Origin of the sequence: Aeromonas sp. 159 (assembly GCF_963862045.1) — a bacterium.
Taxonomy (GTDB): Bacteria; Pseudomonadota; Gammaproteobacteria; order Enterobacterales; family Aeromonadaceae; genus Aeromonas; species Aeromonas veronii.
Genome location: NZ_CAWLMI010000004.1, coordinates 1 through 26,064 on the forward strand (window position 1 = coordinate 1; position 26,064 = coordinate 26,064).

Here is a 26,064-nt window from a genome sequence, read left to right on the forward strand (position 1 = left end):
TGGATCGGGTTGCAGGCGAGCCGCTGGACGTATTGGTCAACGGTACCCTGATCGCTCACGGCGAGGTGGTGGTGGTGAACGACAAGTTCGGTATCCGCCTGACCGACGTCATAAGCCAGATTGAACGGATCAAGAAGCTCAAATGATGCGCCTCCTGTTGTTATTGCTGCCTGTTCCGGCCTTTGCCGAGACAGCGGCATCTGCCAACGTGCCTAGTCTGAGCTCCTGGTTGCTCTCCAGTCTGATGGTGATTGGTCTCATTCTGGTGCTGGGCTTTCTGCTCAAGAAGAGCAAGCTGGCGACCGCCATGGGGGGCGGCCAGATGCGGGTCATCGCCTCGTTGCCGGTGGGTTACAAAGAGAAGCTGCTGGTGGTCAAGGTGGGCGAACAGCAGTTGCTGGTCGGCGTAACACCGCAGCAGGTCAACTTTCTCTACCGGCTGGAGGAGCCGCTGGACGAAAACCAGCCGCAGGCGTTTTCCCAGCAGCTTGGCAAATTGATGGGCAAGCATGAAAAAAGCTAACGGCTTATGGCTGAAAACGGGGCTGTTGGTCAGCCTGCTGATACCACTGTTTTGCTCCTGGCCAGCGCTGGCACAGGACGCCATGTCGGCGGTGACCGTCAAGACCATGGGGGATGGCTCTCAGGAGTACAGCCTGACCCTGCAAGTGCTGGCGCTGATGACCGCGCTCTCCTTCTTGCCGGCCATGGTGATCATGATGACCTCGTTTACCCGCATCATTGTGGTGTTGGGTATCTTGCGCCAGGCGATCGGTCTGCAACAGAGTCCCTCCAACCAGGTGTTGATCGGCATCGCCCTGTTTATGTCGTTCTTCATCATGTCGCCGGTGCTGGATCGCATCAATGATGAGGCGTTGCAGCCCTATCTGGCCGAGACCATTCAGGCAAAGGAGGCGCTGGAGCGGGCCGAGTTGCCCATCCACCAGTTCATGCTAGCCCAGACCCGGATCAAGGATCTCAATACCTTTATGGAGATCGCCAACGTGCAGGTGGAGAAACCGGCCGATGTGCCGCTACGGGTGCTGATCCCTGCGTTTGTCACCAGCGAGCTGAAAACTGCTTTCCAGATAGGCTTTATGCTGTTCTTGCCGTTCCTGGTCATCGATCTGGTGGTCGCCAGTATTCTGATGGCGATGGGGATGATGATGCTCTCGCCGATGATCGTCTCGCTGCCTTTCAAGCTGATGCTGTTTGTGATGGTGGATGGCTGGAACCTCATTCTGGGGTCACTGGCCAACAGTTTCGGACTGGGTGCCGGTTAGCCGGTCGAGCGCAAGGAGCCCGAACATGAGTCCTGAAACCTTTGTCGACGTCTTTCGCGAGGCGCTCTGGTTGGTCAATATCATGGTCAGCGCCGTGATCCTGCCCAGCCTCGCTATCGGGCTGGTGGTAGCCATTTTTCAGGCGGCCACCTCCATCAACGAACAGACCCTGAGCTTTTTGCCCCGTCTTATCGTGACCCTGCTAGCCCTGGGAATTGGTGCTCACTGGGGAATGCAGAGTCTGATGGACTTCTTCATACTGATGGTCAATCAAATCCCCGAGGTGGTGGGATGACCTACACAACCGCTCTGATCATGGAGTGGTTGTCTTCCATCCTCTGGCCGCTGGCGCGGGTGAGCAGTCTGCTGATGGTGATGGCGGTGTTCGGCAGCCGCCTCGCTCCTGCGCGGGTACGGATGGGGCTGGCTTTGGCCATCACCTTTCTGATTGCCCCGCTGCTCCCGAAAATGCCCCCCATTGAACTCTTCTCTGCCGGCAGCTTTCTGGTATTGGGCCAGCAATTGCTGATCGGTATTGCCCTTGGTCTGATGACCCAGTTTCTGATGGAGAGCTTCGTGATGGCCGGTCAGGTCATCGCCATGCAGACCAGTCTGGGTTTTGCCACCCTGGTGGACCCGATGAATGGCCAGTCTGCCCCCGTGGTGGGTCAATTCTATCTGATGCTGGCGACCCTGGTATTTCTGGCGCTGGATGGCCATCTGGTGATGCTGCGGCTGGTGATCCTCAGCTTTGAAACCTTGCCGGTGTCGGACGCTGGACTCACTTTACCGGCCATCCGTACCCTGATCGGTTTTCTCGGAGTGATGTATCAGGCCTCACTGGTGATGGCCCTTTCTGCCATCGTCGCCCTGCTGCTGATCAACTTCGCTTTTGGCGTCATGACCCGGGCGGCGCCGCAGCTCAACATTTTCAGTATCGGTTTTGCGGTCAGTATGATGTCGGGTCTGCTGATCCTCTGGCTCACTATCGGCGGGTTCCTCGGTCACTTCGACATCATGTGGGAGCGGGTGCAGGAGGTTAGCTGCGAGCTGATCAACACCCAGTGCTTCGGGGGCGCTCATGGCTGATACCGACCAGGAACGTACCGAACAACCCACGGGCAAACGACTGCAACAGGCCCGTGAAAAAGGGCAGATTGCACGTTCAAAAGAGCTGGGGACCGCCAGCGTTCTGCTCTCGGCGGTCTTTGGCCTGTTGATGCTCAAGGGCTCGCTGGCGACCGCCATGGTCAAGGTTGTCACCATGGGCTTTACCCTGGATCGGGAGCAGGCCTTCGATCCCAATGCCATGATCGCTATGGTGCCGGCGCTGCTGGGGGAACTGGTGCTTCCGCTGGGACTCTTGTTTGCGCTGGTGGCGATTGCCGCTTTTATCGGCAACACCCTGATGGGGGGGATGAACTTCTCCACCGAAGCCATGATGCCCAAGATGAGCAAGCTGAGCCCGCTCAGCGGCCTCAAGCGAATGTTCGGGGTGCAGTCGCTGATTGAGCTGGTCAAATCCATCGCCAAGGTGGTGTTCATCACCCTGTTTGCCTGGTGGATGTTATCAAGTCAGTTTAATCATCTGCTCAACCTATCCATGGAGGGTTTCCCCGGCGGTATTATCGATGCGCTGGAGTTGTTTCTCTGGATGTTGATCATCCTCTGCTGTGCCCTGCTCCCCATCGTGGCCATCGATGTGCCGTTCCAGCAGTGGAACCACATGCGTCAGCTCAAGATGACCAAGCAGGAGGTGAAGGACGAGTTCAAGGACAGCGAAGGCAAGCCCGAGGTAAAAGGCAAGATCCGTCAGCTGCAGATGCAGATGGCTATGCGCCGGATGATGGGGGATGTGCCCAAGGCCGATGTGGTGATCACCAACCCGACCCACTACTCGGTAGCGCTCAAGTATGATGCGGGAAAACCCGGTGCCGCGCCCAAGGTCGTAGCCAAGGGCACCGATGAAATTGCAATGAAGATCAGGGAGATCGCCAGAGAGTACGAGATCCCCATCATGCCGTCACCGGCTTTGACTCGGGCTATTTACCACTCAACCGAGCTGGGCCACGAGATCCCGGAAGGGCTGTTTGCTGCGGTTGCCCAGGTGCTCGCCTATGTCTTCCAGCTCAAGAAATTCCGTCGTGGTCAGGGGCGCCGTCCCCAGCCACTGGCTAAAGATCTCCCCATTCCGACCGAATATCGCAAATGACAAAGTTCTGACGTAGTCAAAATAAATCCATTGCATTTCAATGTCTTGTATTGTTGGCCTGATGTTTGCTTTAATCTGGCACCAGCAGGTTGAAATTGAGAAGCGCGATGGAATTCAAGGCAGTATTGGGCCAGTTCAAAGAGTACCGAGGAGTTTTGGGCAAAGGCCTTGGTACCCCTCTGCTGGTATTGGCCGCGCTCGGCATGGTGGTGTTACCCATCCCGCCGCTGATGCTGGACGTGCTCTTCTCCTTTAACATTGCCCTCTCCATCGTGGTGCTGCTGGTATCCGTCTATACCCGCCGCCCCCTCGAATTTGCTGCCTTCCCGACCGTACTGCTGCTCGCTACCTTGCTACGGTTGGCGTTGAACGTTGCCTCGACCCGGGTGGTGTTACTGGAAGGTCATAATGGCAGTGCGGCGGCCGGCCATGTGATCGAGGCGTTCGGTAACGTGGTGATCGGCGGCAACTATGCGGTCGGCATCATCGTTTTTACCATCCTGATGATCATCAACTTTGTGGTGATCACCAAGGGTGCCGGGCGGATCGCGGAAGTGAGTGCCCGTTTTACCCTTGATGCGATGCCAGGCAAACAGATGGCCATCGATGCCGATTTGAACGCTGGCCTCATCAATCAGGAAGAGGCGAAGAAGCGTCGCCAGGATGTGACCCAGGAAGCCGACTTCTACGGCTCCATGGATGGTGCCTCCAAATTCGTCAAAGGGGATGCCATTGCGGGCATCATGATCCTCTTTATCAACATCATCGGCGGCTTCATCATCGGGATGATGCAGCACCAGCTGACCTTCAGCGAATCGGCCGAGATCTATACCCTGTTGGCCATCGGTGACGGTCTGGTGGCGCAGATCCCCTCCCTGCTGCTCTCCATCGCCGCCGCCATCATAGTGACCCGTCAGAATACCGATCAGGACATGGGAACTGCGGTGCTGGGTCAGCTGTTTGACAATCCCAAAGCCCTGATCATCTCCGCCGGTATTCTGCTGATGATGGGACTGGTGCCGGGGATGCCCCATTTCGCCTTCCTGAGTCTGGGGGCTCTTGCCGCCGCTGGCGCCTGGTGGTTGCTGCGCCGCGAGAAACTGGCGGCCGCCAAAGCGGCCAAGGGTGAGCTGTTGCCTGCCACAGCCGAGCAGCCTCATGAACAGAAAGAGCTGAGCTGGGACGATGTGATGCCGGTGGACATCATCGGGCTGGAAGTGGGTTATCAGCTGATCCCGCTGGTGGATCGCAATCAGGGTGGCGAACTGCTCAACCGGATCAAAGGGGTGCGCAAGAAACTCTCGCAAGAGCTTGGCTTTCTGGTCCCTGCCGTCCACATTCGCGACAACCTGGATCTGGCGCCAAACCAATACCGCATCACCTTGATGGGGGTCAGTACCGGCGAGGCCAATGTCTACCATGATAAGGAGATGGCCATCAATCCGGGGCAGGTGTTCGGCCAGATCCAGGGGATAGCCACCCGGGATCCCGCCTTCGGACTGGAAGCAGTCTGGGTTGCCAAGGAGATGGTCTCTCAGGCACAGACACTGGGGTATACGGTGGTGGATACCGCGACCGTGGTGGCTACCCATCTGAGCCAGATCCTGACCAACCATGCTGCTCTGCTGCTGGGCCATGACGAGGTACAACAGCTGCTCGACATGATTGGCAAACATCAGAGCAAGCTGGTCGAAGGGTTGGTGCCGGAAGTGATCAGCATGGGTAACCTTGTGAAGGTATTGCAGAATTTGCTCAATGAAGGCGTGCCAATCCGCGATATGCGCACTATCCTGCAGACCCTGGTTGAATACGCGCCGCGCAGTCCGGATCCGGAAGTGCTCACGGCCGCTTGCCGGATTGCCCTGCGTCGCCTGATTGTGCAGGAGATTGCAGGTCCCGATCCCGAGCTGCCGGTGATTACCTTGGCACCGGAATTGGAACGTATATTGCATCAATCCCTGCAGGCAGGTGGCGGTGATGGTGCCGGTATTGAACCGGGTCTGGCTGAGCGGATGCAGCGTTCGCTGGTGGAAGCCACTCAACGACAAGAATTGGAAGGCCAACCTGCCGTGCTTCTGACATCGGGGATCTTGCGCAATACCTTGGCGAAATTTGTCAAGAATGCCATTCCTGGATTGCGCGTTCTGTCTTATCAGGAAGTGCCCGACGACAAGCAGATCCGCATCGTCAGTGCGGTAGGGCAGAACTAGTTAGCGGAGACGACGGGTGAAGATTAAGCGGTTTTTTGCCAAGGATATGCGAACGGCTCTGGCCGAGGTCAAGGAGACTCTCGGGCCTGACGCCGTCATCATGTCCAACAAGAAGGTTACCGGAGGGGTAGAGATAGTCGCCGCAGTCGATTATCAATCCCAGGTTCCGGGGCCCAAAGATGCGCCGGTTCGCCGTCAGCTGAACGATGAGAGCGTCAATATTTCGTCTGCTGCACGGCAGATGATCCGCCCCGAGCCGTCGCCGGCGAAGGAGCAGAACGAACATTATGCCGATACCCTGGCCGCCTTGCTGGCGCGCCAGCAGAAGCTCAAGCCGGGCAATGGGGCGCCAATGGGTAATACCCAATCGGCCGGTCTGGCCGCTGCCAATGCAGCGCCCAGAACATTGGCCGAGCAGGGGCAGTGGGGCGCAGCCCCCGAACCTGCCAAGCCCAAGGCCCGGGTTGCCTCCGGCCAGCGCGCCCCTCAACCTGCCCAGCGGGATCAGGAGATGGAAGGGATGCGCAAGGAGATGGCCAGCATCCGCAAATTGCTGGAGCATCAGATCTCCGGGCTGATGTGGCAAGAGGTGGAGCGCCGCGAGCCGATGCGGGCACTGCTGATCAAGGAGCTCAAGAAGCTGGGCTTTGACGATGCGTTTGCCGATCAACTGGCGGGACTGATCCCCGAAGATATGTCCATCCATCAGGCGATGGCCCAGTTGGCCGAGGTGCTGACGGCTCAGCTCAAGATCAGTGAGGACGAGATCATGCGTCAGGGCGGCGCGGTGGCGCTGCTTGGCCCGACCGGGGTGGGCAAAACCACCACCATCGCCAAGCTGGCGGCCCGTTTCGCCATGAAGTATGGCGCCGAGCAGGTGGCGCTGATCACCACCGACAACTATCGGATTGGTGCCCATGAACAGCTGCAGACCTATGGCCGCATCATGGGGTGTCCGGTGCGGCAGGTGCGTGATGCCGAAGAGCTGGCCAATGCCCTTTATCAGTTTCGCCATCGTCGGCTGGTACTTATCGATACGGCCGGGGTTGGCCAACGGGATATCCGGTTGACCGAGCAGCTCGATACCCTGGTCAAGAATGCCAAGGTGCGGATCCGCAGTTATCTGGTGATGTCGGCAACTTCCCAGCGTCGGGTGATGCAGGAGGCGGTTGACCATTTCCGGCGTATTCCATTAAGCGGCTGCATACTTACCAAATTGGATGAAAGTCTGAATCTGGGCGAAGTGATTAACGTGTGTATCCAGAATTCATTGCCCATCAGCTATATCACTGACGGACAAAGGGTTCCGGAAGATATTCAGGTTGCCAATGCGGCGCAGCTCGTCGGGGCTGCCATGGGCTCGCTGGAGCGAGAAACAGAGGAGCCCTATTTCTGGGGCGCAGGCTTTGGCGAGGCCGAAGATTCGGAGTTTTATGAGTAACATGTATATGGATCAGGCGAGTGGTCTGCGCAAAATGCGTCAAAACAATCGAGTAAAAGTAATCGCCGTTTCCGGTGGTAAAGGTGGCGTGGGCAAGACCAACGTGACCCTGAACGTGGCCGGAGCCATGGCTGCCCAAGGCAAGCGGGTGATGGTGCTGGATGCCGACCTGGGTCTGGCCAACGTCGACGTCATGCTGGGGCTGCGGGTTCATCGCAACCTCTCTCACGTGCTGGCGGGTGAGTGCACCATCGACGACATCATTGTCGAAGGCCCTTACGGCATGATGATCGTGCCTGCGACCTCGGGCACCCAGTCCATGGTCGAGCTTTCTCCGGTGCAGCATGCCGAGCTTATCCGCGCCTTCAGCGAGATGAAGACCCAGGTCGACATCCTGCTGGTGGATACGGCTGCGGGGATCTCCGATATGGTGCTGAGCTTCACCCGAGCAGCTCAGGACATCATGGTGGTGGTTTGCGATGAGCCGACCTCCATCACCGATGCCTACGCACTCATCAAGATCCTCTCCAAGGATCACGGTGTGTTTCGTTTCAAGGTAGTGGCCAATATGGTGCGCAGTCTGCGCGAAGGGCAGGAGCTCTTTGCCAAACTGACCCGGGTCACGGATCGTTTCCTCGACACTTCGCTGGAGCTGGTCGCCTGTGTACCTTATGACACCAACCTGCGTGCCGCCGTGCGTAAGCAGAAGCTGATTGTCGAGGCGTTTCCCAAGTCGCCGGCCGCACTGGCGTTCCGGGCCCTTGCCAACAAGGCGGCGAGCTGGCCGGTTCCCAACCAGCCGGGCGGCCATCTGGAGTTTTTCCTGGAAAATTTGTTGCAGAAACCGGCCACAACACAGGAAGGTTCCCGTGAATAAAGCCCAAGCGTACTTGCGTCATCAGGATTCCTATGTGCTGGTGGAGCGTCATGCTCCCCTGGTCAAGCGAATTGCCCAGCATTTGTTGGCTCGCCTGCCCAGCAGTGTCTTGCTGGATGACCTGATCCAGGCAGGTATGATTGGGCTGCTTGAAGCCTCCCGCAACTTTGACGGTAGCAAGGGGGCCAGCTTCGAGACGTATGCCGGGATCCGCATCCGAGGCGCCATGCTGGATGAGATCCGGCGTGGTGACTGGGTACCCCGCTCTGTGCATCGCAACAGTCGGGCTATTGCAGAAGCGATCGAGAATGTCGAGCAGACGCACGGTCGTGACGCGCGAGATACCGAGGTTGCTGCCGAGATGGGGGTCTCCATCGCTGATTACCATGCGATGCTGCAAGACGTCTCTTGCGGCAAAATTATCGGTATCGAGGATCTGGGGGTCAGCGAGGATGTGATCGGTAACCCCGATGATGCTCCTTCAGGCTCGGGATTCGATGAATTGGCTGCCGAGCGATTTCAGATTCAATTATCCGAGCAAATTGGTCGTCTACCAGAGAGAGAAGCTTTGGTTCTCTCTCTTTACTACGATGAAGAGCTGAATTTGCGTGAAATTGGCGAGGTTTTGAATGTCAGCGAGTCGCGTGTGAGCCAGATCCACAGTCAGGCAATGCACAGATTGCGTGCTCGTTTGAGAGATTGGCATCTATAAGTGTTTGTACTGGCTACACTGAGATGAAACTCTAAGGCATAATCCGCACGACACAACCCGTTTTTAGCATCATGTAAGTGAGCCACTCTGGTGGCTATTTAGGAGGGAATTTTGGACAAGAACATGAAAATCCTCATTGTTGACGATTTTTCAACGATGCGCCGGATTATCAAGAACTTGCTGCGCGACTTGGGATTCAACAATACCCATGAGGCGGATGACGGCAATACAGCGCTGCCGATGCTGAAAAATGGTGATTTTCAGTTTGTAGTTACCGACTGGAACATGCCTGGCATGCAAGGTATTGACCTGCTTAAAGCCATCCGTGTCGATGAGAAGCTCAAGCATCTGCCGGTACTGATGGTAACCGCTGAAGCTAAACGTGAGCAGATCATTGAAGCCGCCCAAGCTGGCGTCAACGGTTACATCGTCAAGCCCTTCACCGCAGCAACGCTCAAAGAAAAACTCGACAAAATTTTCGAACGAATTGGCTAAGGAGCTGCAGGGATGATGGCCAAAACGAGAGCAATGATTTCGCTCGACCAGGCAAGGATGCTTGTTGCTCATCTGGAGCAAGGCGAATTTGAGCTGGCCGATGAACTGCTTGCCGAAGTATGTGCCCCCAACGCAGCCGATCTGTTTGAAAAAGTAGGTCAGCTGACCCGACAACTGCATGATTCACTTCAAGAATTTCGCCTCGATCCCCGTATTCCCGATTTGGCTACTCATGATATTCCCGATGCTCGGGAACGCTTGAGCTACGTTATCGATATGACCGACAAAGCGGCCAATCGCACAATGGATGCGGTGGAAGCCAGTTTGCCGATAGCGGATCGCCTGAATGACAATATCCAGCTGGTGATGCCGAACTGGAATGCCCTGATGTCTCGTGACATGAGCGTGGGGCAGTTCAAATCCTTATGTCACCAACTTGATGATTTTATTAAGGCTTCAGAGTCTGATGCCGATAAATTACGGCAACTGCTGACAGAAATCCTGATGGCGCAAGATTTTCAGGATTTGACAGGTCAGATGATCCGCAAGGTCATCAAGCTTGTTCAGGAAGTTGAAACAAAATTAATAGAAATGCTGACCATGTTTGGTGAGGCTTCTGCTGAGCATTCAACTCGTAGTATTCCTGTCAACGGGATTGAAGCAGAGGGCCCTATCATGAACCCCGAGGCTCGTGCCGATGTGGTCAATGGTCAGGATGATGTGGACGATCTGCTGTCTAGCTTGGGATTCTAATGGAGTGACGCATGGCCTTCGAAGTTGATGAAGACATACTGCAAGACTTTCTGGTCGAAGCATCCGAAATATTGGAACAGTTGTCTGAACAACTGGTCGACTTGGAAAAGCGGCCCGATGACAAGAACCTGTTGAATGCCATCTTTCGCGGTTTCCATACCGTGAAAGGGGGGGCTGGTTTTCTGTCGCTCGGTGAACTGGTTGATGTATGCCACGGTGCGGAAAACGTGTTCGATATCTTGCGTAATGGCAAGCGAACCGTTACTGCGGAGCTGATGGATGTAATCCTGCAAGCGCTGGATGCCATCAATGTCATGTTCGCCCAGGTTCAAAATCGCGAAGCACCCAGCCCTGCGTCAGATGATTTGCTTCATGACCTCCACGAGTTGTGCAAGCCGGAAGGGGAAGAGCAACTGCGCACTGCTACCAGTGCTGCTGCGGCTGTAGAATCTGAACCTGCAGTACCGGTAGTTGTTGAAGAAGTTGCTCCAGAAGTTGCTCCAGAAGTTGTTGAACCCGCAGCCATCAGCAGCGAACCTGCTCCTGTCAATGGCGGCGGCTCGATCGATGAAATTTCTGCAGACGAATTCGAGCGTCTGCTGGACGAGCTCCACGGCGTGGGTGGGGCTCCGACCAAGACGGCTGCAGCAGCCCCGATAGCGGGTGGCTCTGGCGATATCACCGATGATGAGTTTGAGGCCTTGCTGGATCAGCTGCATGGTCAGGGACAGCACATGGGGGCGCCAGAGGTAAATCCTCTGAAGTCGGTGCAAAAAGAGGTGGACGAGCTTATCGATGATGATGAGTTTGAGCGTCTGCTTGATGAATTGCATGGCCGTGGCCAAGGGCCTCAGAGTACTCTGGCACCTGCCGCACCTGCCGCACCTGCTGCGGTGACTCCGCCCAAACCGGCCACTCCTGTAGCCAAACCTGCACCGGCTGCTCCCGCAAAACCTGCCGAAGCAGCCAAAGCACCAGCGCCTGCCGCCAAGGCGGCGCCTGCGCCAGTAGAAAACAGTGCCGTGCAAAGCGATACGACGGTGCGGGTGGATACCAAGACTCTCGATGTCATCATGAACATGGTAGGCGAGTTGGTACTGGTTCGTAATCGGCTGGTGAGCCTGGGTATTGCCAGCAATGATGAAGAGATGTCAAAGGCGGTTGCCAATCTGGATGTGGTAACGGCTGACCTGCAAGGTGCGGTGATGAAAACCCGCATGCAGCCAATCAAGAAGGTATTTGGTCGTTTCCCGCGCGTGGTGCGTGATCTAGCCAGAACCCTCAAGAAAGAGATTGAGCTGGTGATGGTGGGGGAAGAGACAGATCTGGATAAAAACCTGGTGGAGGCGCTCGCCGATCCTCTGGTTCACCTCGTTCGCAACTCCTGCGATCATGGGGTCGAAATGCCGGATGTGAGGGAGAAAGCGGGCAAGCCGCGGCAAGGGACGATCACCCTTAGCGCCTCCCAGCAAGGTGACCATATTCTGCTTTGCATCGAGGATGATGGGGCAGGGATGGATCCTGAGAAACTCAAGTCCATCGCAATCAGTCGCGGTGTTCTGGATGCAGATACTGCCGCTCGCATGAGCGACAACGATGCCTATAACCTGATCTTTGCTCCGGGCTTTTCAACCAAGGCCGAGATCTCCGATATATCTGGCCGTGGTGTCGGAATGGACGTGGTTAAAACCAGCATTGTCAGCCTCAATGGGTCAGTGCACATAGATTCCACTTGGGGGAAAGGTACCCGTCTCGAAATCAAGGTTCCGTTGACGCTAGCCATTCTGCCGACTCTGATGGTTGAAGTGGGTGAGCAGACCTTCGCACTTCCCCTTGGTTGTGTAAACGAGATTTTCCATCTTGATCTGAAAAAGGCCAACATGGTTGATGGCCAGCTCACCATCATTGTGCGCGAGAAGGCGATTCCGCTCTTCTATCTGCACAAATGGTTGATTCGTGGCGCCAACAAGCGTTCACGCCAGGATACCGGACATGTGGTGATCGTGCAGATTGGCACTCAGCAAATCGGGTTTGTGGTAGACAGTCTGATTGGTCAGGAAGAGGTGGTGATCAAGCCACTCGATAACCTGCTGCAAGGTACGCCTGGCATGGCCGGGGCGACGATTACCAGTGATGGCGGAATTGCTCTTATTTTGGATGTGCCGAGTCTGCTCAAAGCATATGCGCGTAGACATTAATAGCTCAGGCCCAAGGAGTTAGAAAAACAACAATGGCAGTCAAGGTATTAGTTGTCGACGATTCGAGCTTCTTTCGCCGTCGGGTGAGCGAGATCATCAATCAGGATCCCATGCTGACGGTGATTGATACGGCCCAGAATGGACGTGAGGCGGTGGACAAGGCTATGTCGCTGCGCCCTGATGTGATCACCATGGACATAGAGATGCCCGTGATGGATGGCATCAGTGCGGTGCGGGAGATCATGGCCAAGTGCCCAACCCCCATTCTGATGTTCTCCTCCCTGACCCATGAAGGGGCCAAGGCTACGCTTGATGCGCTGGACGCCGGTGCACTCGACTTCTTGCCCAAGAAGTTTGAGGACATTGCCAGAGACAAAGATGAAGCGGTCAGACTGTTGCAACAACGGGTGAAGGAGATCTCTCGCAAGCGCTTCCTGATGACATCCACTGCTCGTCCCAAAGCACCTGAACCGGTTGCTCGTGCTCCTCTGGGCAGCATAGCGCCCAGAACTCCTGATCGTCAGCCTGACCTGCAACGCACTGTGCCAAGTGCTTCATTCAAGCGCAGTGGCAAGAGTTATCAGTTGGTGGCGATCGGTACTTCTACCGGCGGACCTGTTGCTTTGCAAAATGTGCTGACCAAGTTGCCGGGGGATTTTCCCCATCCCATCCTGCTTATCCAGCATATGCCAGCCACTTTTACTGCCGCGTTTGCTGCTCGTCTCAACGGGTTATGTCAGATTGGCGTCAAGGAAGCGGAAGATGGCGATGTGCTTAAACCAGGGCATGCCTATCTTGCTCCAGGTGGCAAACAGATGCTGCTGGAAGGTCGTGGTGCAGGGGCCCGCATTCGCATCGTGGATGGCAACGACAAGGTAAATTACAAGCCTTGTGTGGACATCACCTTTGCCTCTGCGGCCAAGACCTATGCCGACAAGGTATTGGCGATTGTGCTGACCGGTATGGGGGCTGATGGCCGTGATGGCGCCAGACTGCTGAAAGAACAGGGATCAACCATCTGGGCTCAGGATGAGGCTTCCTGCGTGGTATATGGGATGCCCCAAGCAGTAGCCAAAGCGGGAATTGCCAGCGAATCACTCCCTCTGGACAAGGTGGCCCAGCGTATTCTGGTTGAGTTGGGGCGCTAATCATGGGCTTGCTCGGTCTGCTCCTGGCATTGGGGGCTATTGCCATTGCCCAACTGTGGCATGGCGGCTCCCTGTTGACGCTGGTGGACGGGCCTGCTTTTCTGATCGTGCTGGGCGGTACTGTCGGTGCCGTCACGTTGCAGACTCCTGCCAAGTACATTCTGCTGGCGTTGCGCCAGCTGTTATGGATTTTTACCCCTCCCCACCAAGATCTCGCGGCGCAGGCCGAACGGTTGCAGTCATGGGCCGTCTTTGCGCGCCAGCAAGGGCTGCTGGCCCTTGAAAATCAGGCCGAGCAGGAGGAAGACAACTTTACTCGCCAAGGGCTTGGCATGATTGTCGATGGGGTCTCCACGGAAGATATTCGCATGTTGCTCGAAGCCGATATCGATATCGAGCAGGAGCGCAATGAACATGCCGCCAGGGTATTTGAAGCTATGGGGGGGTACAGTCCGACTATCGGGATCATCGGTGCCGTGCTGGGGTTGATCCAGGCCATGTTTCATCTCGAAGATCCATCAGCGCTGGGGGCGGGGATCGCAGTGGCATTTGTTGCAACCATCTATGGAGTGGGGTTTGCCAACCTCATCTACCTGCCTATCGCCAACCGGCTACGCGCATTTCACTATCACTATGCACTCTTTCAGGAGATGACCCTAGAAGGGCTGCTGGCTATCGCTCATGGTGAAAACGGCTTGCAGGTTGAACGCCGGCTTAGGGCCTATTTGAAAGGAGAGTAGCCATGCGCAAGCGCTATCGGTTGCACTTGCAGGGGCGCGAGCATCTTGACCGCTGGCTGGTCTCCTATGCCGATTATATGACGCTGATCTTTGCCTTGTTCGTGGTGCTTTACTCTGTTGCGCTGGTGAACAAGGACAAGTATCGCGCGGTGATTGATGGTATGAGCCAGGCGTTCAGTGTCATGCAGTCTGGCGGCAATGGCTTGCTTGAAGGGCAGGGTAATTCCCTGCTGGATAACCCGGTATCTGCCTCTCCATCGTTGCTGGAAAGCCCAGCATCCCCCTCTCCTTCACTTGCTCCCATTTCTGGAGTGCCAGTACTGCAAGATGGCACGACACTTGCGAAACTTGATATGCAGTTGCAACAGAGCATGGGCTCGCTGGTGGATGCCGGTATCGTCAAACTGATGCAAGATGAGAACTGGCTGACGGTTGAACTCAGTTCAGGCTTGTTGTTTGGCAGCGGCAGTGCCTTTTTGGGACCAAACGCTGCACCGGTCATTAATACTCTTTCAAGTATTCTTAAACCGGTCGATAACTATGTAAGGGTTCGGGGTTATACCGATAACCAACAGATAAATAATGAAATTTATCGTTCTAACTGGGCGCTTTCTGCTGCTCGGGCCGAGGCGGTACTCAATGGCTTGATTGCCGATGGGATAGCCCCTCAGCGTCTGGCGTTCGAGGCATATGGCGAGTTTTCCCCCTTTGCTGACAACGGCAGCGAGCAGGGCAGACTGCAGAATCGCAAGGTTGTGGTCGCTATCTCCAAATTTGCCTGGGTGCCGCCGGCACCTGTGGTTGCAACACCGACGGTAGTTGCTGAACCGGTTCCTGCTGTACAGCAGGCGGTGGATGCAGGAGAGATAAAGGTGATCACCTTGCCCGGTGGTGGCATACGCATAACAACAAGGCAGGATTGATACAGTGATTGTTTGGACGGTTGCCAACCAGAAAGGTGGTGTGGGTAAAACCACCACAGTGGTCTCGCTTGCGGGGATCCTGGCCCAGCGTGGCCAGCGGGTGCTGTTGATTGATACCGACCCCCATGCTTCGCTGACTGCATATCTTGATTTTGATTCAGATCGCCTGGATGGAACCCTCTATGAGTTGTTTCAAGCTGTCAAACCGACAGCCGAGCTTGTCAATAAACTGACGCTCAAGACCAAGTTCGAAAATATCAACTTACTGCCAGCATCTATTACCTTGGCGACCCTTGATCGGGTGATGGGCAATCGTGAGGGGATGGGACTGGTACTGAAGCGGGCACTGCTGCGCATTCAGGAGCAATATGATTACGTGCTGATCGATTGCCCGCCAGTACTGGGGGTGATGATGGTCAACGCGCTGGCTGCATGCGATCGTATTCTGGTGCCTGTCCAGACAGAATTTCTGGCCCTCAAGGGGTTGGAGCGGATGATGAAAACATTCGAGATCATGCAGCGTTCCAAGCGTGACAAGTTCCGTTATACCGTGATCCCGACCATGTTCGACAAGCGCACCCGTGCTTCTCTGATGACCTTGAAGTCGATCAAGGATCAATATGGAGATTCAGTGTGGAATGCGGTGATCCCTATTGATACCAAGTTTCGGGATGCCAGCTTGCTGCATATCCCCCCGTCTATCTATTCTCCCGGGAGTCGTGGAACCTATGCATATGAAACGCTGCTCAACCATCTTGATGCCCTTGAGCGGCAACGGGTTCATGAGGTGACGGTATGAGAGATACCATTCAAGTTCGGGCGATGGATGACTATTTCCACTCCCTGCTGCTCGATGAGCCACTGGCGCTGGATGAGGTGGAAGAGGTTCAATCTGCCCCTGTTTTACAGTTGCAACGTCAGCCTCAAAGCGTCCCTGAGGTAGTCGCCGCACCTTACCTTGAAAGCGATCCACGGCTTGCCCAACTTGGTGAGCTATTGGCTCAGGTGGGACAAGTCCAGTTTGAGAATGACGCCTTCACCCAGGAAGCGACTCTCACCGCACCGCTGGAGATTGTGGCGGAGGAGTCACTGTTGCCGGTGGAGCCTGAGTGGCCTGCGGAGGTGCTGCTCCCCGAGGTTGCGGAGCCCCATACTACTATCCTGACCGAAACGGTGCTGGAGGTTGCTCCGGTAGAGGCCAGTGAACCGGTTGCCTGGGAAAATATCGATACCGGTAAAGAGTTTCAGGCCCTTTTCTTTGAAGTCGCGGGCGTGACGTTTGCGGTGCCGTTGACCGAGCTGGGTGGTATTCATCAGCTGGGCGAGATCACCTCCCTGTTTGGCCAGCCTGGCTGGTACAAGGGGATCATGACCTCTCGCGAGCAGAAGATGAATGTGGTCGATACTGCCCAGTGGGTCATGCCGGGTCAGCATCTCGAGATGGATGATTACAAGTATCTGATTATGCTTGGTGAATCGCCGTGGGGATTAGCCTGCCATCATCTCAAAGGGACTGAATTGTTACACCGTGACCAGGTGAAATGGCGCCATCAGGAGGGCAAGCGCCCTTGGTTGGCTGGCATGGTCAAAGAAAAAATGTGTGCCCTGTTACACGTCCGCGAACTGCTCCTGTTGCTGGAGCGTGGGGTTAACATAGAAGGTCGCTGATAACTTCTGCAATCGAGCTGTTTTATTGCTAGTTTTAGCAGTAGACGTTTTCATAAAAGGAATAAAAACATGACAGAAAAGCGCAATATTGCACAGAATCTGGCCGAAGATGAAGTGCTGCAATGGGTAACCTTCCAACTGGAAAACGAAACCTACGGCATCAATGTGATGCAGGTTCAGGAGGTGTTGCGCTACACCGAAATTGCACCGGTGCCGGGTGCGCCTGAGTACGTACTGGGGATCATCAACCTGCGTGGCAATGTGGTGACTGTCATCGATACCCGTTCCCGTTTCGGTCTGCCTTCCGGTGATGTGAGTGAAAACTCCCGGATCGTGATCATCGAGGCCGAGAAGCAGGTGATCGGCATCATGGTCGACAGTGTGGCAGAAGTGGTTTATCTGCGCTCTTCCGAAATCGATGCGGCACCTGCGGTCGGCACTGAAGAGAGCGCCAAGTTTATTCAGGGGGTGAGCAACCGCGATGGGCAACTGCTGATCCTGGTTGACTTGAACAAGCTGCTCTCCGATGAAGAGTGGGAAGATATCGGTTCCCTCTGATAAGTAAGGTGATGTTTTGATAATCGAGATGGTTGCCTTGGGGGTGTCCCTGATTGCCTTGGCGTTTGCCTCTTATATTTGGTTCAAGAGCAAGCGCAGCAAGCAGGAGTCCGAGGCCAGTGTGGCAACCCTGCAAGGTCAGTTGGAAAGCTTGCGCAAGCAGATGATGGAACTCCATACCGGCGCCATTGGCATGGGGCAGCGTCTGCAGTCGGTGGAAGGGGCGATGCAGCAGGTCAATGAGCGCCAGCAAGAGCTGACCATGCAGGATCCCGAACGCAGGCTCTACAGCCGAGCGGCCAAGATGGTCGAACTGGGCGCCGATCTTGATGAAGTCATGAGTGAGTGCGAGTTGCCAAAGGCAGAGGCTGAGCTCTTGATATCGTTGCGAAAAGGTCGCTCTTGATGATTCAGGAAGGCAATTGCCTTCCTGAATTTTATGGCGTTCAGCCGCTTTTCCCCCAGCTGCGTTGAGCGGATGGTTTCTACCGCATTTTCTTTGTGATCCCGGTCGCCAGTCAGTTCAATTGTTGCATCTTTGAAAAGACGTATTCCAATACTGTGTTAAGATGCAGACCGCTTCATTTTCTCTGAAAAAATCCCCATGCTGCTTCAAGTTAACAATCTGAGCTGCGTGCGCGAAGATCGCACTCTGTTTGAACACCTCTCTTTCTCTGTTGCGCCCGGCGATCTGGTGCAAATTGAAGGGCCCAACGGGGTCGGCAAGACAAGCCTGTTGCGGTTGTTGACCGGGCTGTCGCAGCCGTTTGCCGGTGAGGTGTGCTGGAATGGGGAGAATATTCGTCACTGTCGTGATGAGTATCATGCCAATCTGCTCTATCTCGGCCATCAGCCGGGCGTCAAAGCGGCGCTGACCCCTTTTGAAAACCTGAAGTTCTACCAGCAGTTGCATCACCCGCAGCAGACAGAGACTGACTTGTGGCAGATATTGGCCCGGGTAGGGCTGGCCGGGTTTGAAGAGAACCTGACCGGGCAACTCTCTGCCGGTCAGCAACGCCGGGTGGCTCTGGCCAGACTCTGGCTGTCACAGAAACCGGCGCTCTGGATCCTCGATGAGCCCTTTACCGCCATCGACAAGCAAGGGGTCAAGGTGCTCGAGCAGCTCTTTTTGGCCCACGCCGAGCGGGGCGGCATGGTGATCCTCACCACCCATCAGGATCTGACTCTGATGCAGGGACGGCTGAAGACTATCTCGTTGACCCCCTTCGCATCGACATTGCAGGAGTAACGCCATGTTGCGCGCTGTTATGCACCTTATTCACCGTGAACTGCTGATGGCTCTGCGCCAGCGTTCCGATATTCTCAATCCGCTCTGGTTTTTCCTCATCGTCATCACCCTGTTTCCGTTAGGGATTGGCCCGGAGCCCAAGCTGCTGGCCCGTATTGCCCCGGGGATCATCTGGGTGGCGGCGCTATTGGCGGCCATGCTGTCGCTGGAGCGACTGTTTCGCGACGACTTTGCCGATGGCGCGCTGGAGCAGATGATGCTGATGCCGTACCCGCTGGGCTTGCTGGCGCTGGCGAAAGTGGTCGCTCACTGGCTACTGACCGGCTTGCCGCTGCTGCTGATCTCTCCCTTGCTGGCGATTTTGCTGTCGCTGGATATGAACACCTATCTGGCCGTCGTCGCGACGCTGGCACTGGGCACTCCGGTATTGAGCCTGCTCGGCGCGGTCGGGGTCGCGTTGACGGTGGGATTGCGCAAAGGCGGGGTATTGCTCAGTCTGCTGATCCTGCCGCTCTATATTCCGGTACTGATTTTTGCCACCTCAGCCATCGATGCCGCGGGGATGAGCTTGCCCTATGGCGGGCAGCTTGCCATTCTGGCCGCCATGCTGGTGGGGGCTCTGACACTGACACCGCTGGCAGTGTCGGCGGCGTTGCGGGTCAGCCTCAACTGATGGCCGTGAGCTGAGCTGAATTTGGCTCCGAATGGGGTCTTTTTGCAAAAAATAATGTTGCGATGGATCAAGGAGAGTGCCGCTTATTGCTTTCGGGGTATTTGATGCTGCCCCGTGGTCGGTATGGTAGGCCTCGCCAAACGATTAATAACAAAAAGGTTTTGTGAGCTATGTGGAAATGGTTGCACCCTTATGCCAAACCGGAGCGGGCCTATCAGCTGGCAGGCACGCTGTTGCCCTGGTTTGCGGTGATTAGTCTGCTCTCGTTTGTGATCGGTACTGTCTGGGGCCTCGCGTTTGCTCCGGCAGATTACCAGCAGGGAGATTCGTTCCGGATCATCTATATCCACGTGCCTTCCGCCATTCTCTCCATGGGGGCCTACTCCACCATGGCGGTGGCCGCCTTTATCGGCCTGGTGTGGCAACTGCGGATGGCGGATATGACGGTTGCAGCCATTGCGCCGGTCGGCGCCGTATTTACCTTTATTGCCCTCTTTACCGGTGCCGCCTGGGGCAAACCCATGTGGGGAACCTGGTGGGTGTGGGATGCGCGGCTCACCTCTGAGCTGATCCTGCTGTTTCTCTACCTCGGCGTGATTGCCCTCTACAACGCCTTCAGCGACAAGGTGGTCGCTGGCCGTGCGGCCGGCATTCTGGCACTGGTTGGGGTGATCAACCTGCCCATCATTCACTACTCGGTGGAGTGGTGGAACACCCTGCATCAGGGGGCCACCATCACCAAATTTGACAAACCTTCCATTTCACCCGAGATGCTTTGGCCGCTGCTGATCATGATCCTGGCATTTGCCGCATTTCTCGGGGCCCTGACCCTGATGCGTTTTCGCAATGAACTCCTGATGCGGGAGTGGCATCGCCCCTGGGTCAAAGAGATTGCAGAGCAGGAGAAGTAAGCATGCACTTTGCCTCTTTCAGTGATTTTATGGCGATGGGCGGTTACGCCTTTTATGTCTGGCTCTCTTTTGGCCTGACGCTGGTGTGTCTGGTCGGCATCATCATTTCTACCCGCATGAAAACCCGCAGCCTGCTCGGTGAGTTGCGCAGCAAGCAGGCGCGTGAGGCCCGTCGCAAGGCGGCCCAGCAGATGGAGAACACCCTATGAACCCGAGACGCAAAAAACGCCTCACCATCATTCTTGCCATCACCCTGGGTCTGGCTACCGTCAGCGGGTTGGTGCTCTACGCCCTCAGTCAGAATATCGACCTCTTCTACACCCCGAGCGAGCTGGTGGAGGGGAAGGGGCCGGACAAGATCAAGCCGGAAGAGGGGCAGCGCCTGCGCATCGGTGGATTGGTCGTGCCGGGATCGGTACAGCGGGATCCCCAGAGCCTCAAGGTTGCCTTCAAGCTGGTGGATAACGGCGGTCATCTGGTGAAGGTCGAGTTTGACGGCATTCTGCCGGATCTGTTCCGTGAAGGGCAGGGGATTGTTGCCCAGGGCACCCTCAAGGATGCCACGACCGTAGAGGCGTTCGAGGTGCTGGCCAAGCACGATGAGAACTACATGCCGCCGGAAGTGGCCGATGCCACCAACGGTATGCACTTCAAGCCGGAGTATACCGAGGCGCAGTTGAAGGGAGCCAAGCAGTGATCCCTGTGGTGTTTGCCTTTTCCGCTTTGCCTGCCGTGCGTGGTGCGGCTGTTGTCACCGTTCAATTGAAAGGAATGCCTTCATGATCCCGGAATTAGGTCAGTTTGCGCTGATCCTGGCCTTTGCCACCGCCCTGCTGCTGGGGAGCTACCCGCTGCTGGGCGCCAGTTGGGGGCGTCTTGGCATGATGTCGGCGGCCCGTCCGCTCGCCTATGCCCAGTTCTTGCTGCTGCTGCTGTCGTTTCTCTGCCTGACCTGGGCTTTTATCGATAACGACTTCACCGTGCAGTATGTGGCCACTAACTCCAACAGCCTGCTGCCGCTCGCCTATCGCATTTCCGCCGTATGGGGCGCCCACGAAGGCTCCCTGCTGCTGTGGGTACTGACCCTGGGTGGCTGGACTGCGGCGGTGGCCATGTTCAGTCGTCGTCTGCCGCTCGATGCTGTCGCACGGGTACTCGGCGTGCTGGGGCTGATCTCGGTCGGCTTCACTGCCTTCGTGCTGTTCACCTCCGATCCCTTCACCCGCACCTTGCCCTATTTCCCGGTAGATGGTCGTGACCTCAATCCGCTGCTGCAGGATCCGGGTCTTATCTTCCATCCACCGATGCTCTACATGGGTTATGTGGGCTTCTCGGTGGCGTTTGCCTTTGCCATTGCTTCGCTGATGACCGGTCGTCTCGATGCGACCTGGGCCCGCTGGTCGCGCCCCTGGACCATGGCGGCCTGGGTATTCCTGACCCTTGGCATAGTGCTCGGCTCCTGGTGGGCCTATTACGAGCTCGGTTGGGGTGGCTGGTGGTTCTGGGATCCGGTAGAAAACGCCTCGTTTATGCCTTGGCTCGCGGGCACCGCTCTGCTGCACTCGCTTGCGGTGAGCGAGAAGCGCGCCACTTTCAAGGCGTGGACCGTGCTGCTGGCCCTCTCTGCCTTCTCGCTGAGCCTGCTGGGTACCTTCTTGGTGCGCTCCGGCGTGCTGGTCTCGGTGCATGCGTTTGCCTCCGATCCGACCCGCGGTCTGTTTATTCTCGGCTTCCTGCTGGCGGTGATCGGCTCCTCCTTGCTGCTGTTTGCCTTTAAAGGCTCGCAGGTGAAGAGCCACGGCAAACACGAGCTGTGGAGCCGCGAGACCCTGCTGCTTTGCAACAACATCATGCTGGTGGCGGGTCTGCTGACCGTGTTGCTCGGTACCTTGCTGCCGCTGGTGCACAAGGAGCTGGGGCTGGGGAGCATTTCCATCGGTACTCCCTTCTTCAACCACATCTACAGCTGGCTGATCATCCCGTTTGCCCTGCTGCTGGGGATTGGCCCGCTGTTTCGCTGGCGTCGTCAGGAGCTGGGGGAACTCAAAAGCAAGGTGGTTGTGGCACTGGTGCTGAGTCTGGCCGCAGCCTTGCTGTTGCCGCAGCTCTTTGCCGAAACCTTCAAGCCGTGGGCGGCAGTAGGGATTGGTCTGGGGGCCTGGATCATCGTCACCAGCGTGCAGGAGACCTGGGCGCGGGCCACCCACAAGCATAGCTTTGCAGTCGGTGTGCGCAAGCTTGGCAACAGCCACTGGGCCATGATTCTTGGCCATGTGGGGCTGGCAGTCAGCATCATTGGTATCGCCTGCACCCAGAACTACAGCATCGAGAAGGATCTGCGAATGCAGGCGGGTGATCGGGTGCACTTTGCCGATTACGAGTTCGTCTTTGCCGGGATCAAAGAGAAGAACGGCCCCAACTATGATGGCTTCAAGGGCGTGCTGGAAGTGCACCGCAATGGCAAGCAGGTCGCCCTGCTCAAGCCCGAGAAGCGGATGTACAAGGTGAGCCGGATGCCGATGACCGAAGCGGCCATCGATGCCGGTATCACCCGCGATCTCTATGCGGCGCTGGGGGAACAGCTCGACAACGGTGCCTGGGCGGTGCGGATCTACTACAAGCCGTTCGTGCGCTGGATCTGGTTCGGCGGCGTCTTTATGGCCATTGGTGGCGTGCTGGCGATGCTCGACAAGCGTTACCGTTTCGGCCGTCGTGAGGAGGAGGCCAAGGTATGAACAAAAAGACCTGGTTGTTTTTAATCCCCTTTATTTTGTTTTTATTAATGCTTGGGTTTCTTCTTAAGGGACTTGGCTCCGATCCCACCAAGCTTGAGTCAGTGATGGTGGGCAAAGAGGTGCCGGTGTTCACTCTGCAGGACATTTACGATCTGAACAAACAGCACGATCGCAGTATCCTGACCGGTCGCCCCATGTTGCTCAACGTCTGGGCTACCTGGTGCCCGACCTGCTATGGCGAGCACACCTACCTCAAACAGCTTGCAGGGCAGGGTATTCCCATCATCGGCATGAACTACAAGGATGAGCGTGACAAGGCTATCAAATGGCTGGCGGAGCTGGGCAACCCCTATCAGGTCAACCTCTATGATCCGGACGGCATGCTGGGGCTGGATCTCGGAGTATATGGCGCGCCGGAGACCTTCTTTATCGACAGCAAGGGGATCATCCGGTATCGCCACGTGGGGGATATCAACCCCGAGAACTGGGCGTCGACCCTCAAACCCATCTTTGATGCCATGAAGTGAGGGGAGTCCTGATGAGAGTATTTATTGCCTCCCTGCTGCTGTTGCTGGGATGGGTGGTGCAAGCGCCGGCCATGGCCGCTATCGATGTCTACACCTTCGACAACGACAATCAGGAGCAGGTCTTTCGCGAACTGACCAAGGAGCTGCGTTGCCCCAAGTGTCAGAACCAGGATATCGCCGACTCCAATGCGGGGCTGGCCAAGGACTTGCGCGACAAGACCTACCAGATGGTGCGCGAGGGCAAGGATAAAGAGGAGATCGTGGATTACATGGTGGCCCGCTACGGCAACTTTATCCTCTATAACCCGCCCTTGATGGCTTCCACCCTGATCCTCTGGCTAGGCCCGCTGCTGGTGATCCTGATCGGTGGCGCCGTGGTCGTGATGCGCAGCCGCCGGTCCCCTGCGGTGAAAAAACAACTGGATAACGCCCTGAGCGAGGAGGAGCAGCGCCGACTGGCCGAGCTGCTCAAAGAGGAAGAGAAACAATGACCGCTTTTTGGATAGTGATTGCGGGCTTGCTGGTGCTGGTGAGTCTGGCGCTCGTCGTCCCGCTGTGGCGTGGTGAAGGCAAACAGAGCATCAGTCGCTCGGCGCTCAACAAACAGCTCTATCGCCAGCGGCTGCTGGAAATTGGCGAAGAGCGCGAGCAGGGTGTCCTGGCTGAGGAGTCTGACTCGCTGGTCGAGCTGCAACGAAGCCTCTTGGATGATATTCCCGATGTGGAGCAGACTGCCCGCAGTGGCAAGAGTCTGATCTGGATCCCGGGTGTGCTGGTGCTGTTGGTGGTGAGTCTGGGGCTCTACTACAAGTTGGGCTCCTGGCAAGAGGTGAGTCGCTGGCAAGATGCCAGCAGCCGTCTTGGCGAGCTGAGCAACCGCATTCTGGTGGAACGCGATGCCCAGGTGACCGAGCAGGATCTGCTGGATTTCACGCTGGCACTGCGTACCCGCCTCAAGGATGAACCGAACGACTACCGCGGTTGGCTGCTGCTGGGACGTTTGGCGCTGGATGGCAATGATCCTGAAATGGCCAGCGAGGCGCTGGAGCGGGCCTACACGCTTGCCCCCCAGAAATCGCTGGTGGCGGTGCCCTATGCGCAGGCGCTGATGATGACGGGGGATGAGGCGCAAGCGGATGCCCTGTTGCAGGCTGCTATCGCGCAGGATCCGGACAATATTGAAGCGCGTTCCGTCTATGCCTTTATGGCGCTGCAAAAAGAGGACTTCCAGACCGCGCTGGCTCGCTGGCAGGCGATGTTGCCACTGATGGAGAAAGGCACTCCCCGTTACGTGATGGTCGAGCGCTCCATGGAGTACGCCCGCGCGCAGCTCAAGCAGCGCGGCATCGAGGTGACGAATTCAGGCGCAGCCAAAGCGGGCGCAGTTGAGGGACAACCGCTGGCGGTGAAGGAGGGGGAATTCCCCATCCACGTCACGTTGGCGGCGGGCATTCAGATGCCGGAAGATGCCCATCTCTTCGTCTTTGCCGTGGTGCCCAACGGGCCGCCCATGCCTATCGCCGTGAAGCGTATCGCAGGGCCAACCTTGCCTGTTACCCTGTCACTCGGGGATGGCGATGCCATGATGGAAGGTAGCAAACTGGCGGCCTATCCGGAGCTGCAGTTCAAGGCACGTCTCTCGCGCGGTGGCAATGTGATGAACAAGGAAGGAGCCTTCGAAGGGGTATCCGTGCCGGTCAAGACGGCCGAGATCCCTGCTGCTCCGATTGACATCCGCATCGATCACGCCCTCTAATATGCCTTTGGATAACCCGGCCCCTGGATAGGGGCCGGGTTATCTATACTTCTGATAAATCAAAATAAAACGTCAGGACAATCATATGTATCTTCGTTCAGGGGCCATACTGGCAGCCCTCTTGCTGGCTGGCTGTGCCGGTGGCCCACCCAAGCCTGGCCCAGAGAGTCTGGATCTCAATCCCGGCATGAATAATCCGGGTGCCACCAGTACGGCGGCCGATCCGCGTGATCCCTTCCAGGGGGCCAACCGGGCCATGTGGGCGGTCAACTATGATGTGCTGGAGCCCTATGTGGCACGTCCTGTGGTACATGCCTATGCCCGCTACATTCCGGTAGGGGTGAAGGATGGCATTGCCAACTTTGTTGCCAACTTTGATGAGCCAAGCAGCATGGTGAACCATCTGATCACCGGTGATTTGAAGGGGGCGGGCACCAACCTGGGGCGCTTTACCCTCAACACCACGGTCGGTCTGCTGGGTATCTTCGATGTGGCCAAACATGCCGGCCTCGAGCGTAACAAGCTGGAAATGGATACAGTGCTGGGCAGGGCCGATATCGGTAATGGTGCCTACATCATGGTGCCTGTCTACGGCCCGACTACCACCCGGGAGCTGGTTGGCGATGCGATTGACAGCTTCTACTTCCCCTATGCCCTGTTAACCTTCCCGATGAAGGTTGCACACTGGGCACTGGATGGCTTGGGCACACGTGCCAAGCTGATCGATCAGGAGCGGATCATCGACAACTCCCTCGATCCTTATGCGCTGACCAAGGACTTCTACCTGCAATATAATCAGGGCAAGGTGACGGGCAAGCAGACCGAGCTGAAAGCGTCTCAGCAAGAGCAGGCCGACGATGCCAATCTGGATGAATATATGGACGAGTTGGACCAGTAAACGGGCTATCTCGATATGTAAAAGGCGCCTGCGGGCGCCTTATTCATTTACGCAGCCATATCGAGATAAAAAAACGCCCCGCAGTGCGGGGCGTTTT

The 26,064-nt window shown here is 56.6% G+C and carries 30 protein-coding genes; all 30 read left to right on the plus strand.

The window, feature by feature from the left end; all coding sequences use genetic code 11:
• A partial coding sequence (locus AACR14_RS00410) for a FliM/FliN family flagellar motor switch protein (protein ID WP_019444719.1) occupies positions 1-146 on the plus strand: 146 nt, incomplete at its 5' end.
• Positions 143-523, plus strand: a complete 381-nt coding sequence (fliO, locus tag AACR14_RS00415) for a flagellar biosynthetic protein FliO (RefSeq protein ID WP_005362049.1) — start codon at positions 143-145, stop codon at positions 521-523. The genes AACR14_RS00410 and fliO, both read left to right, overlap by 4 nt.
• Positions 510-1,283, plus strand: coding sequence for a flagellar type III secretion system pore protein FliP (gene fliP / locus AACR14_RS00420; RefSeq protein WP_005334729.1), 774 nt, complete (start codon positions 510-512; stop codon positions 1,281-1,283). The genes fliO and fliP overlap by 14 nt, the downstream gene beginning before the upstream one ends.
• 25 nt (positions 1,284-1,308) lie before the next feature.
• Complete coding sequence (fliQ, locus tag AACR14_RS00425) at positions 1,309-1,578, plus strand: flagellar biosynthesis protein FliQ (protein ID WP_005334727.1); 270 nt, start codon at positions 1,309-1,311, stop codon at positions 1,576-1,578.
• Complete coding sequence (gene fliR, locus AACR14_RS00430; RefSeq protein WP_019444720.1) at positions 1,575-2,372, plus strand: flagellar biosynthetic protein FliR; 798 nt, start codon at positions 1,575-1,577, stop codon at positions 2,370-2,372. The genes fliQ and fliR overlap by 4 nt, the downstream gene beginning before the upstream one ends.
• Positions 2,365-3,495: a flagellar biosynthesis protein FlhB gene (flhB, locus tag AACR14_RS00435; RefSeq protein WP_019444721.1), complete on the plus strand. Its 1,131-nt coding sequence runs from the start codon at positions 2,365-2,367 to the stop codon at positions 3,493-3,495. Before fliR ends, flhB begins: the two co-directional genes overlap by 8 nt.
• 107 nt (positions 3,496-3,602) lie before the next feature.
• Entirely contained in the window at positions 3,603-5,705 is a 2,103-nt protein-coding gene (gene flhA, locus AACR14_RS00440) for a flagellar biosynthesis protein FlhA (protein ID WP_005353675.1), read from the plus strand.
• Positions 5,706-5,721: 16 nt separating this feature from the next.
• Complete coding sequence (gene flhF, locus AACR14_RS00445) at positions 5,722-7,146, plus strand: flagellar biosynthesis protein FlhF (RefSeq protein WP_019444722.1); 1,425 nt, start codon at positions 5,722-5,724, stop codon at positions 7,144-7,146.
• Position 7,147: 1 nt separating this feature from the next.
• Entirely contained in the window at positions 7,148-8,023 is an 876-nt protein-coding gene (locus AACR14_RS00450) for a MinD/ParA family protein (RefSeq protein WP_013723550.1), read from the plus strand.
• Positions 8,016-8,735, plus strand: a complete 720-nt coding sequence (locus AACR14_RS00455) for an RNA polymerase sigma factor FliA (RefSeq protein WP_019444723.1) — start codon at positions 8,016-8,018, stop codon at positions 8,733-8,735. Before AACR14_RS00450 ends, AACR14_RS00455 begins: the two co-directional genes overlap by 8 nt.
• 123 nt (positions 8,736-8,858) lie before the next feature.
• Complete coding sequence (gene cheY, locus AACR14_RS00460) at positions 8,859-9,230, plus strand: chemotaxis response regulator CheY (protein ID WP_005334709.1); 372 nt, start codon at positions 8,859-8,861, stop codon at positions 9,228-9,230.
• Between the two features lie 12 nt (positions 9,231-9,242).
• On the plus strand, positions 9,243-9,983 hold the full coding sequence (locus AACR14_RS00465) for a protein phosphatase CheZ (protein ID WP_005353668.1): 741 nt from the start codon (positions 9,243-9,245) through the stop codon (positions 9,981-9,983).
• Positions 9,984-9,994: 11 nt separating this feature from the next.
• Positions 9,995-12,181, plus strand: a complete 2,187-nt coding sequence (locus AACR14_RS00470) for a chemotaxis protein CheA (RefSeq protein ID WP_019444724.1) — start codon at positions 9,995-9,997, stop codon at positions 12,179-12,181.
• 32 nt (positions 12,182-12,213) lie between these two features.
• Positions 12,214-13,329 (plus strand): protein-glutamate methylesterase/protein-glutamine glutaminase, encoded by a 1,116-nt coding sequence (locus tag AACR14_RS00475; protein ID WP_019444725.1) that lies wholly within the window; start codon positions 12,214-12,216, stop codon positions 13,327-13,329.
• A gap of 2 nt (positions 13,330-13,331) precedes the next feature.
• Positions 13,332-14,069 carry a flagellar motor protein gene (locus tag AACR14_RS00480; protein ID WP_019444726.1) on the plus strand — a complete coding sequence of 246 codons (738 nt, stop codon included), beginning with the start codon at positions 13,332-13,334 and terminating at the stop codon, positions 14,067-14,069.
• 2 nt (positions 14,070-14,071) lie between these two features.
• The gene (locus AACR14_RS00485) at positions 14,072-14,992 is read left to right on the plus strand and encodes a flagellar motor protein MotB (RefSeq protein ID WP_019444727.1); all 921 of its coding nucleotides are present in this window, start codon (positions 14,072-14,074) and stop codon (positions 14,990-14,992) included.
• 4 nt (positions 14,993-14,996) lie between these two features.
• Positions 14,997-15,791 (plus strand): ParA family protein, encoded by a 795-nt coding sequence (locus AACR14_RS00490; protein WP_019444728.1) that lies wholly within the window; start codon positions 14,997-14,999, stop codon positions 15,789-15,791.
• Positions 15,788-16,660 carry a chemotaxis protein CheW gene (locus AACR14_RS00495; RefSeq protein WP_019444729.1) on the plus strand — a complete coding sequence of 291 codons (873 nt, stop codon included), beginning with the start codon at positions 15,788-15,790 and terminating at the stop codon, positions 16,658-16,660. The genes AACR14_RS00490 and AACR14_RS00495 overlap by 4 nt, the downstream gene beginning before the upstream one ends.
• 69 nt (positions 16,661-16,729) lie before the next feature.
• On the plus strand, positions 16,730-17,218 hold the full coding sequence (locus AACR14_RS00500) for a chemotaxis protein CheW (protein WP_005298836.1): 489 nt from the start codon (positions 16,730-16,732) through the stop codon (positions 17,216-17,218).
• A 28-nt stretch (positions 17,219-17,246) separates the two neighbouring features.
• On the plus strand, positions 17,247-17,624 hold the full coding sequence (locus AACR14_RS00505; RefSeq protein ID WP_005353661.1) for a DUF2802 domain-containing protein: 378 nt from the start codon (positions 17,247-17,249) through the stop codon (positions 17,622-17,624).
• 198 nt (positions 17,625-17,822) lie between these two features.
• Positions 17,823-18,467, plus strand: coding sequence for a cytochrome c biogenesis heme-transporting ATPase CcmA (ccmA, locus tag AACR14_RS00510; RefSeq protein WP_019444731.1), 645 nt, complete (start codon positions 17,823-17,825; stop codon positions 18,465-18,467).
• Positions 18,468-18,471: 4 nt separating this feature from the next.
• Complete coding sequence (ccmB, locus tag AACR14_RS00515; protein WP_005334688.1) at positions 18,472-19,140, plus strand: heme exporter protein CcmB; 669 nt, start codon at positions 18,472-18,474, stop codon at positions 19,138-19,140.
• A gap of 170 nt (positions 19,141-19,310) precedes the next feature.
• Complete coding sequence (locus AACR14_RS00520) at positions 19,311-20,051, plus strand: heme ABC transporter permease (RefSeq protein WP_005334687.1); 741 nt, start codon at positions 19,311-19,313, stop codon at positions 20,049-20,051.
• A gap of 2 nt (positions 20,052-20,053) precedes the next feature.
• Positions 20,054-20,260, plus strand: a complete 207-nt coding sequence (gene ccmD / locus AACR14_RS00525) for a heme exporter protein CcmD (protein ID WP_019444732.1) — start codon at positions 20,054-20,056, stop codon at positions 20,258-20,260.
• Positions 20,257-20,748, plus strand: a complete 492-nt coding sequence (ccmE, locus tag AACR14_RS00530) for a cytochrome c maturation protein CcmE (protein WP_005334685.1) — start codon at positions 20,257-20,259, stop codon at positions 20,746-20,748. Before ccmD ends, ccmE begins: the two co-directional genes overlap by 4 nt.
• A gap of 82 nt (positions 20,749-20,830) precedes the next feature.
• Positions 20,831-22,786 (plus strand): heme lyase CcmF/NrfE family subunit, encoded by a 1,956-nt coding sequence (locus AACR14_RS00535; RefSeq protein ID WP_019444733.1) that lies wholly within the window; start codon positions 20,831-20,833, stop codon positions 22,784-22,786.
• On the plus strand, positions 22,783-23,313 hold the full coding sequence (locus tag AACR14_RS00540) for a DsbE family thiol:disulfide interchange protein (RefSeq protein WP_005362026.1): 531 nt from the start codon (positions 22,783-22,785) through the stop codon (positions 23,311-23,313). The genes AACR14_RS00535 and AACR14_RS00540 overlap by 4 nt, the downstream gene beginning before the upstream one ends.
• Before the next feature lie 11 nt (positions 23,314-23,324).
• The gene (locus AACR14_RS00545; RefSeq protein ID WP_019444734.1) at positions 23,325-23,804 is read left to right on the plus strand and encodes a cytochrome c-type biogenesis protein; all 480 of its coding nucleotides are present in this window, start codon (positions 23,325-23,327) and stop codon (positions 23,802-23,804) included.
• A complete protein-coding gene (gene ccmI, locus AACR14_RS00550) occupies positions 23,801-25,069 on the plus strand; it encodes a c-type cytochrome biogenesis protein CcmI (RefSeq protein ID WP_019444735.1) in 1,269 nt (422 codons plus the stop codon). The genes AACR14_RS00545 and ccmI overlap by 4 nt, the downstream gene beginning before the upstream one ends.
• Before the next feature lie 85 nt (positions 25,070-25,154).
• On the plus strand, positions 25,155-25,967 hold the full coding sequence (locus tag AACR14_RS00555; RefSeq protein ID WP_005334673.1) for an MlaA family lipoprotein: 813 nt from the start codon (positions 25,155-25,157) through the stop codon (positions 25,965-25,967).
• The last annotated feature ends 97 nt before the right edge of the window (positions 25,968-26,064 follow it).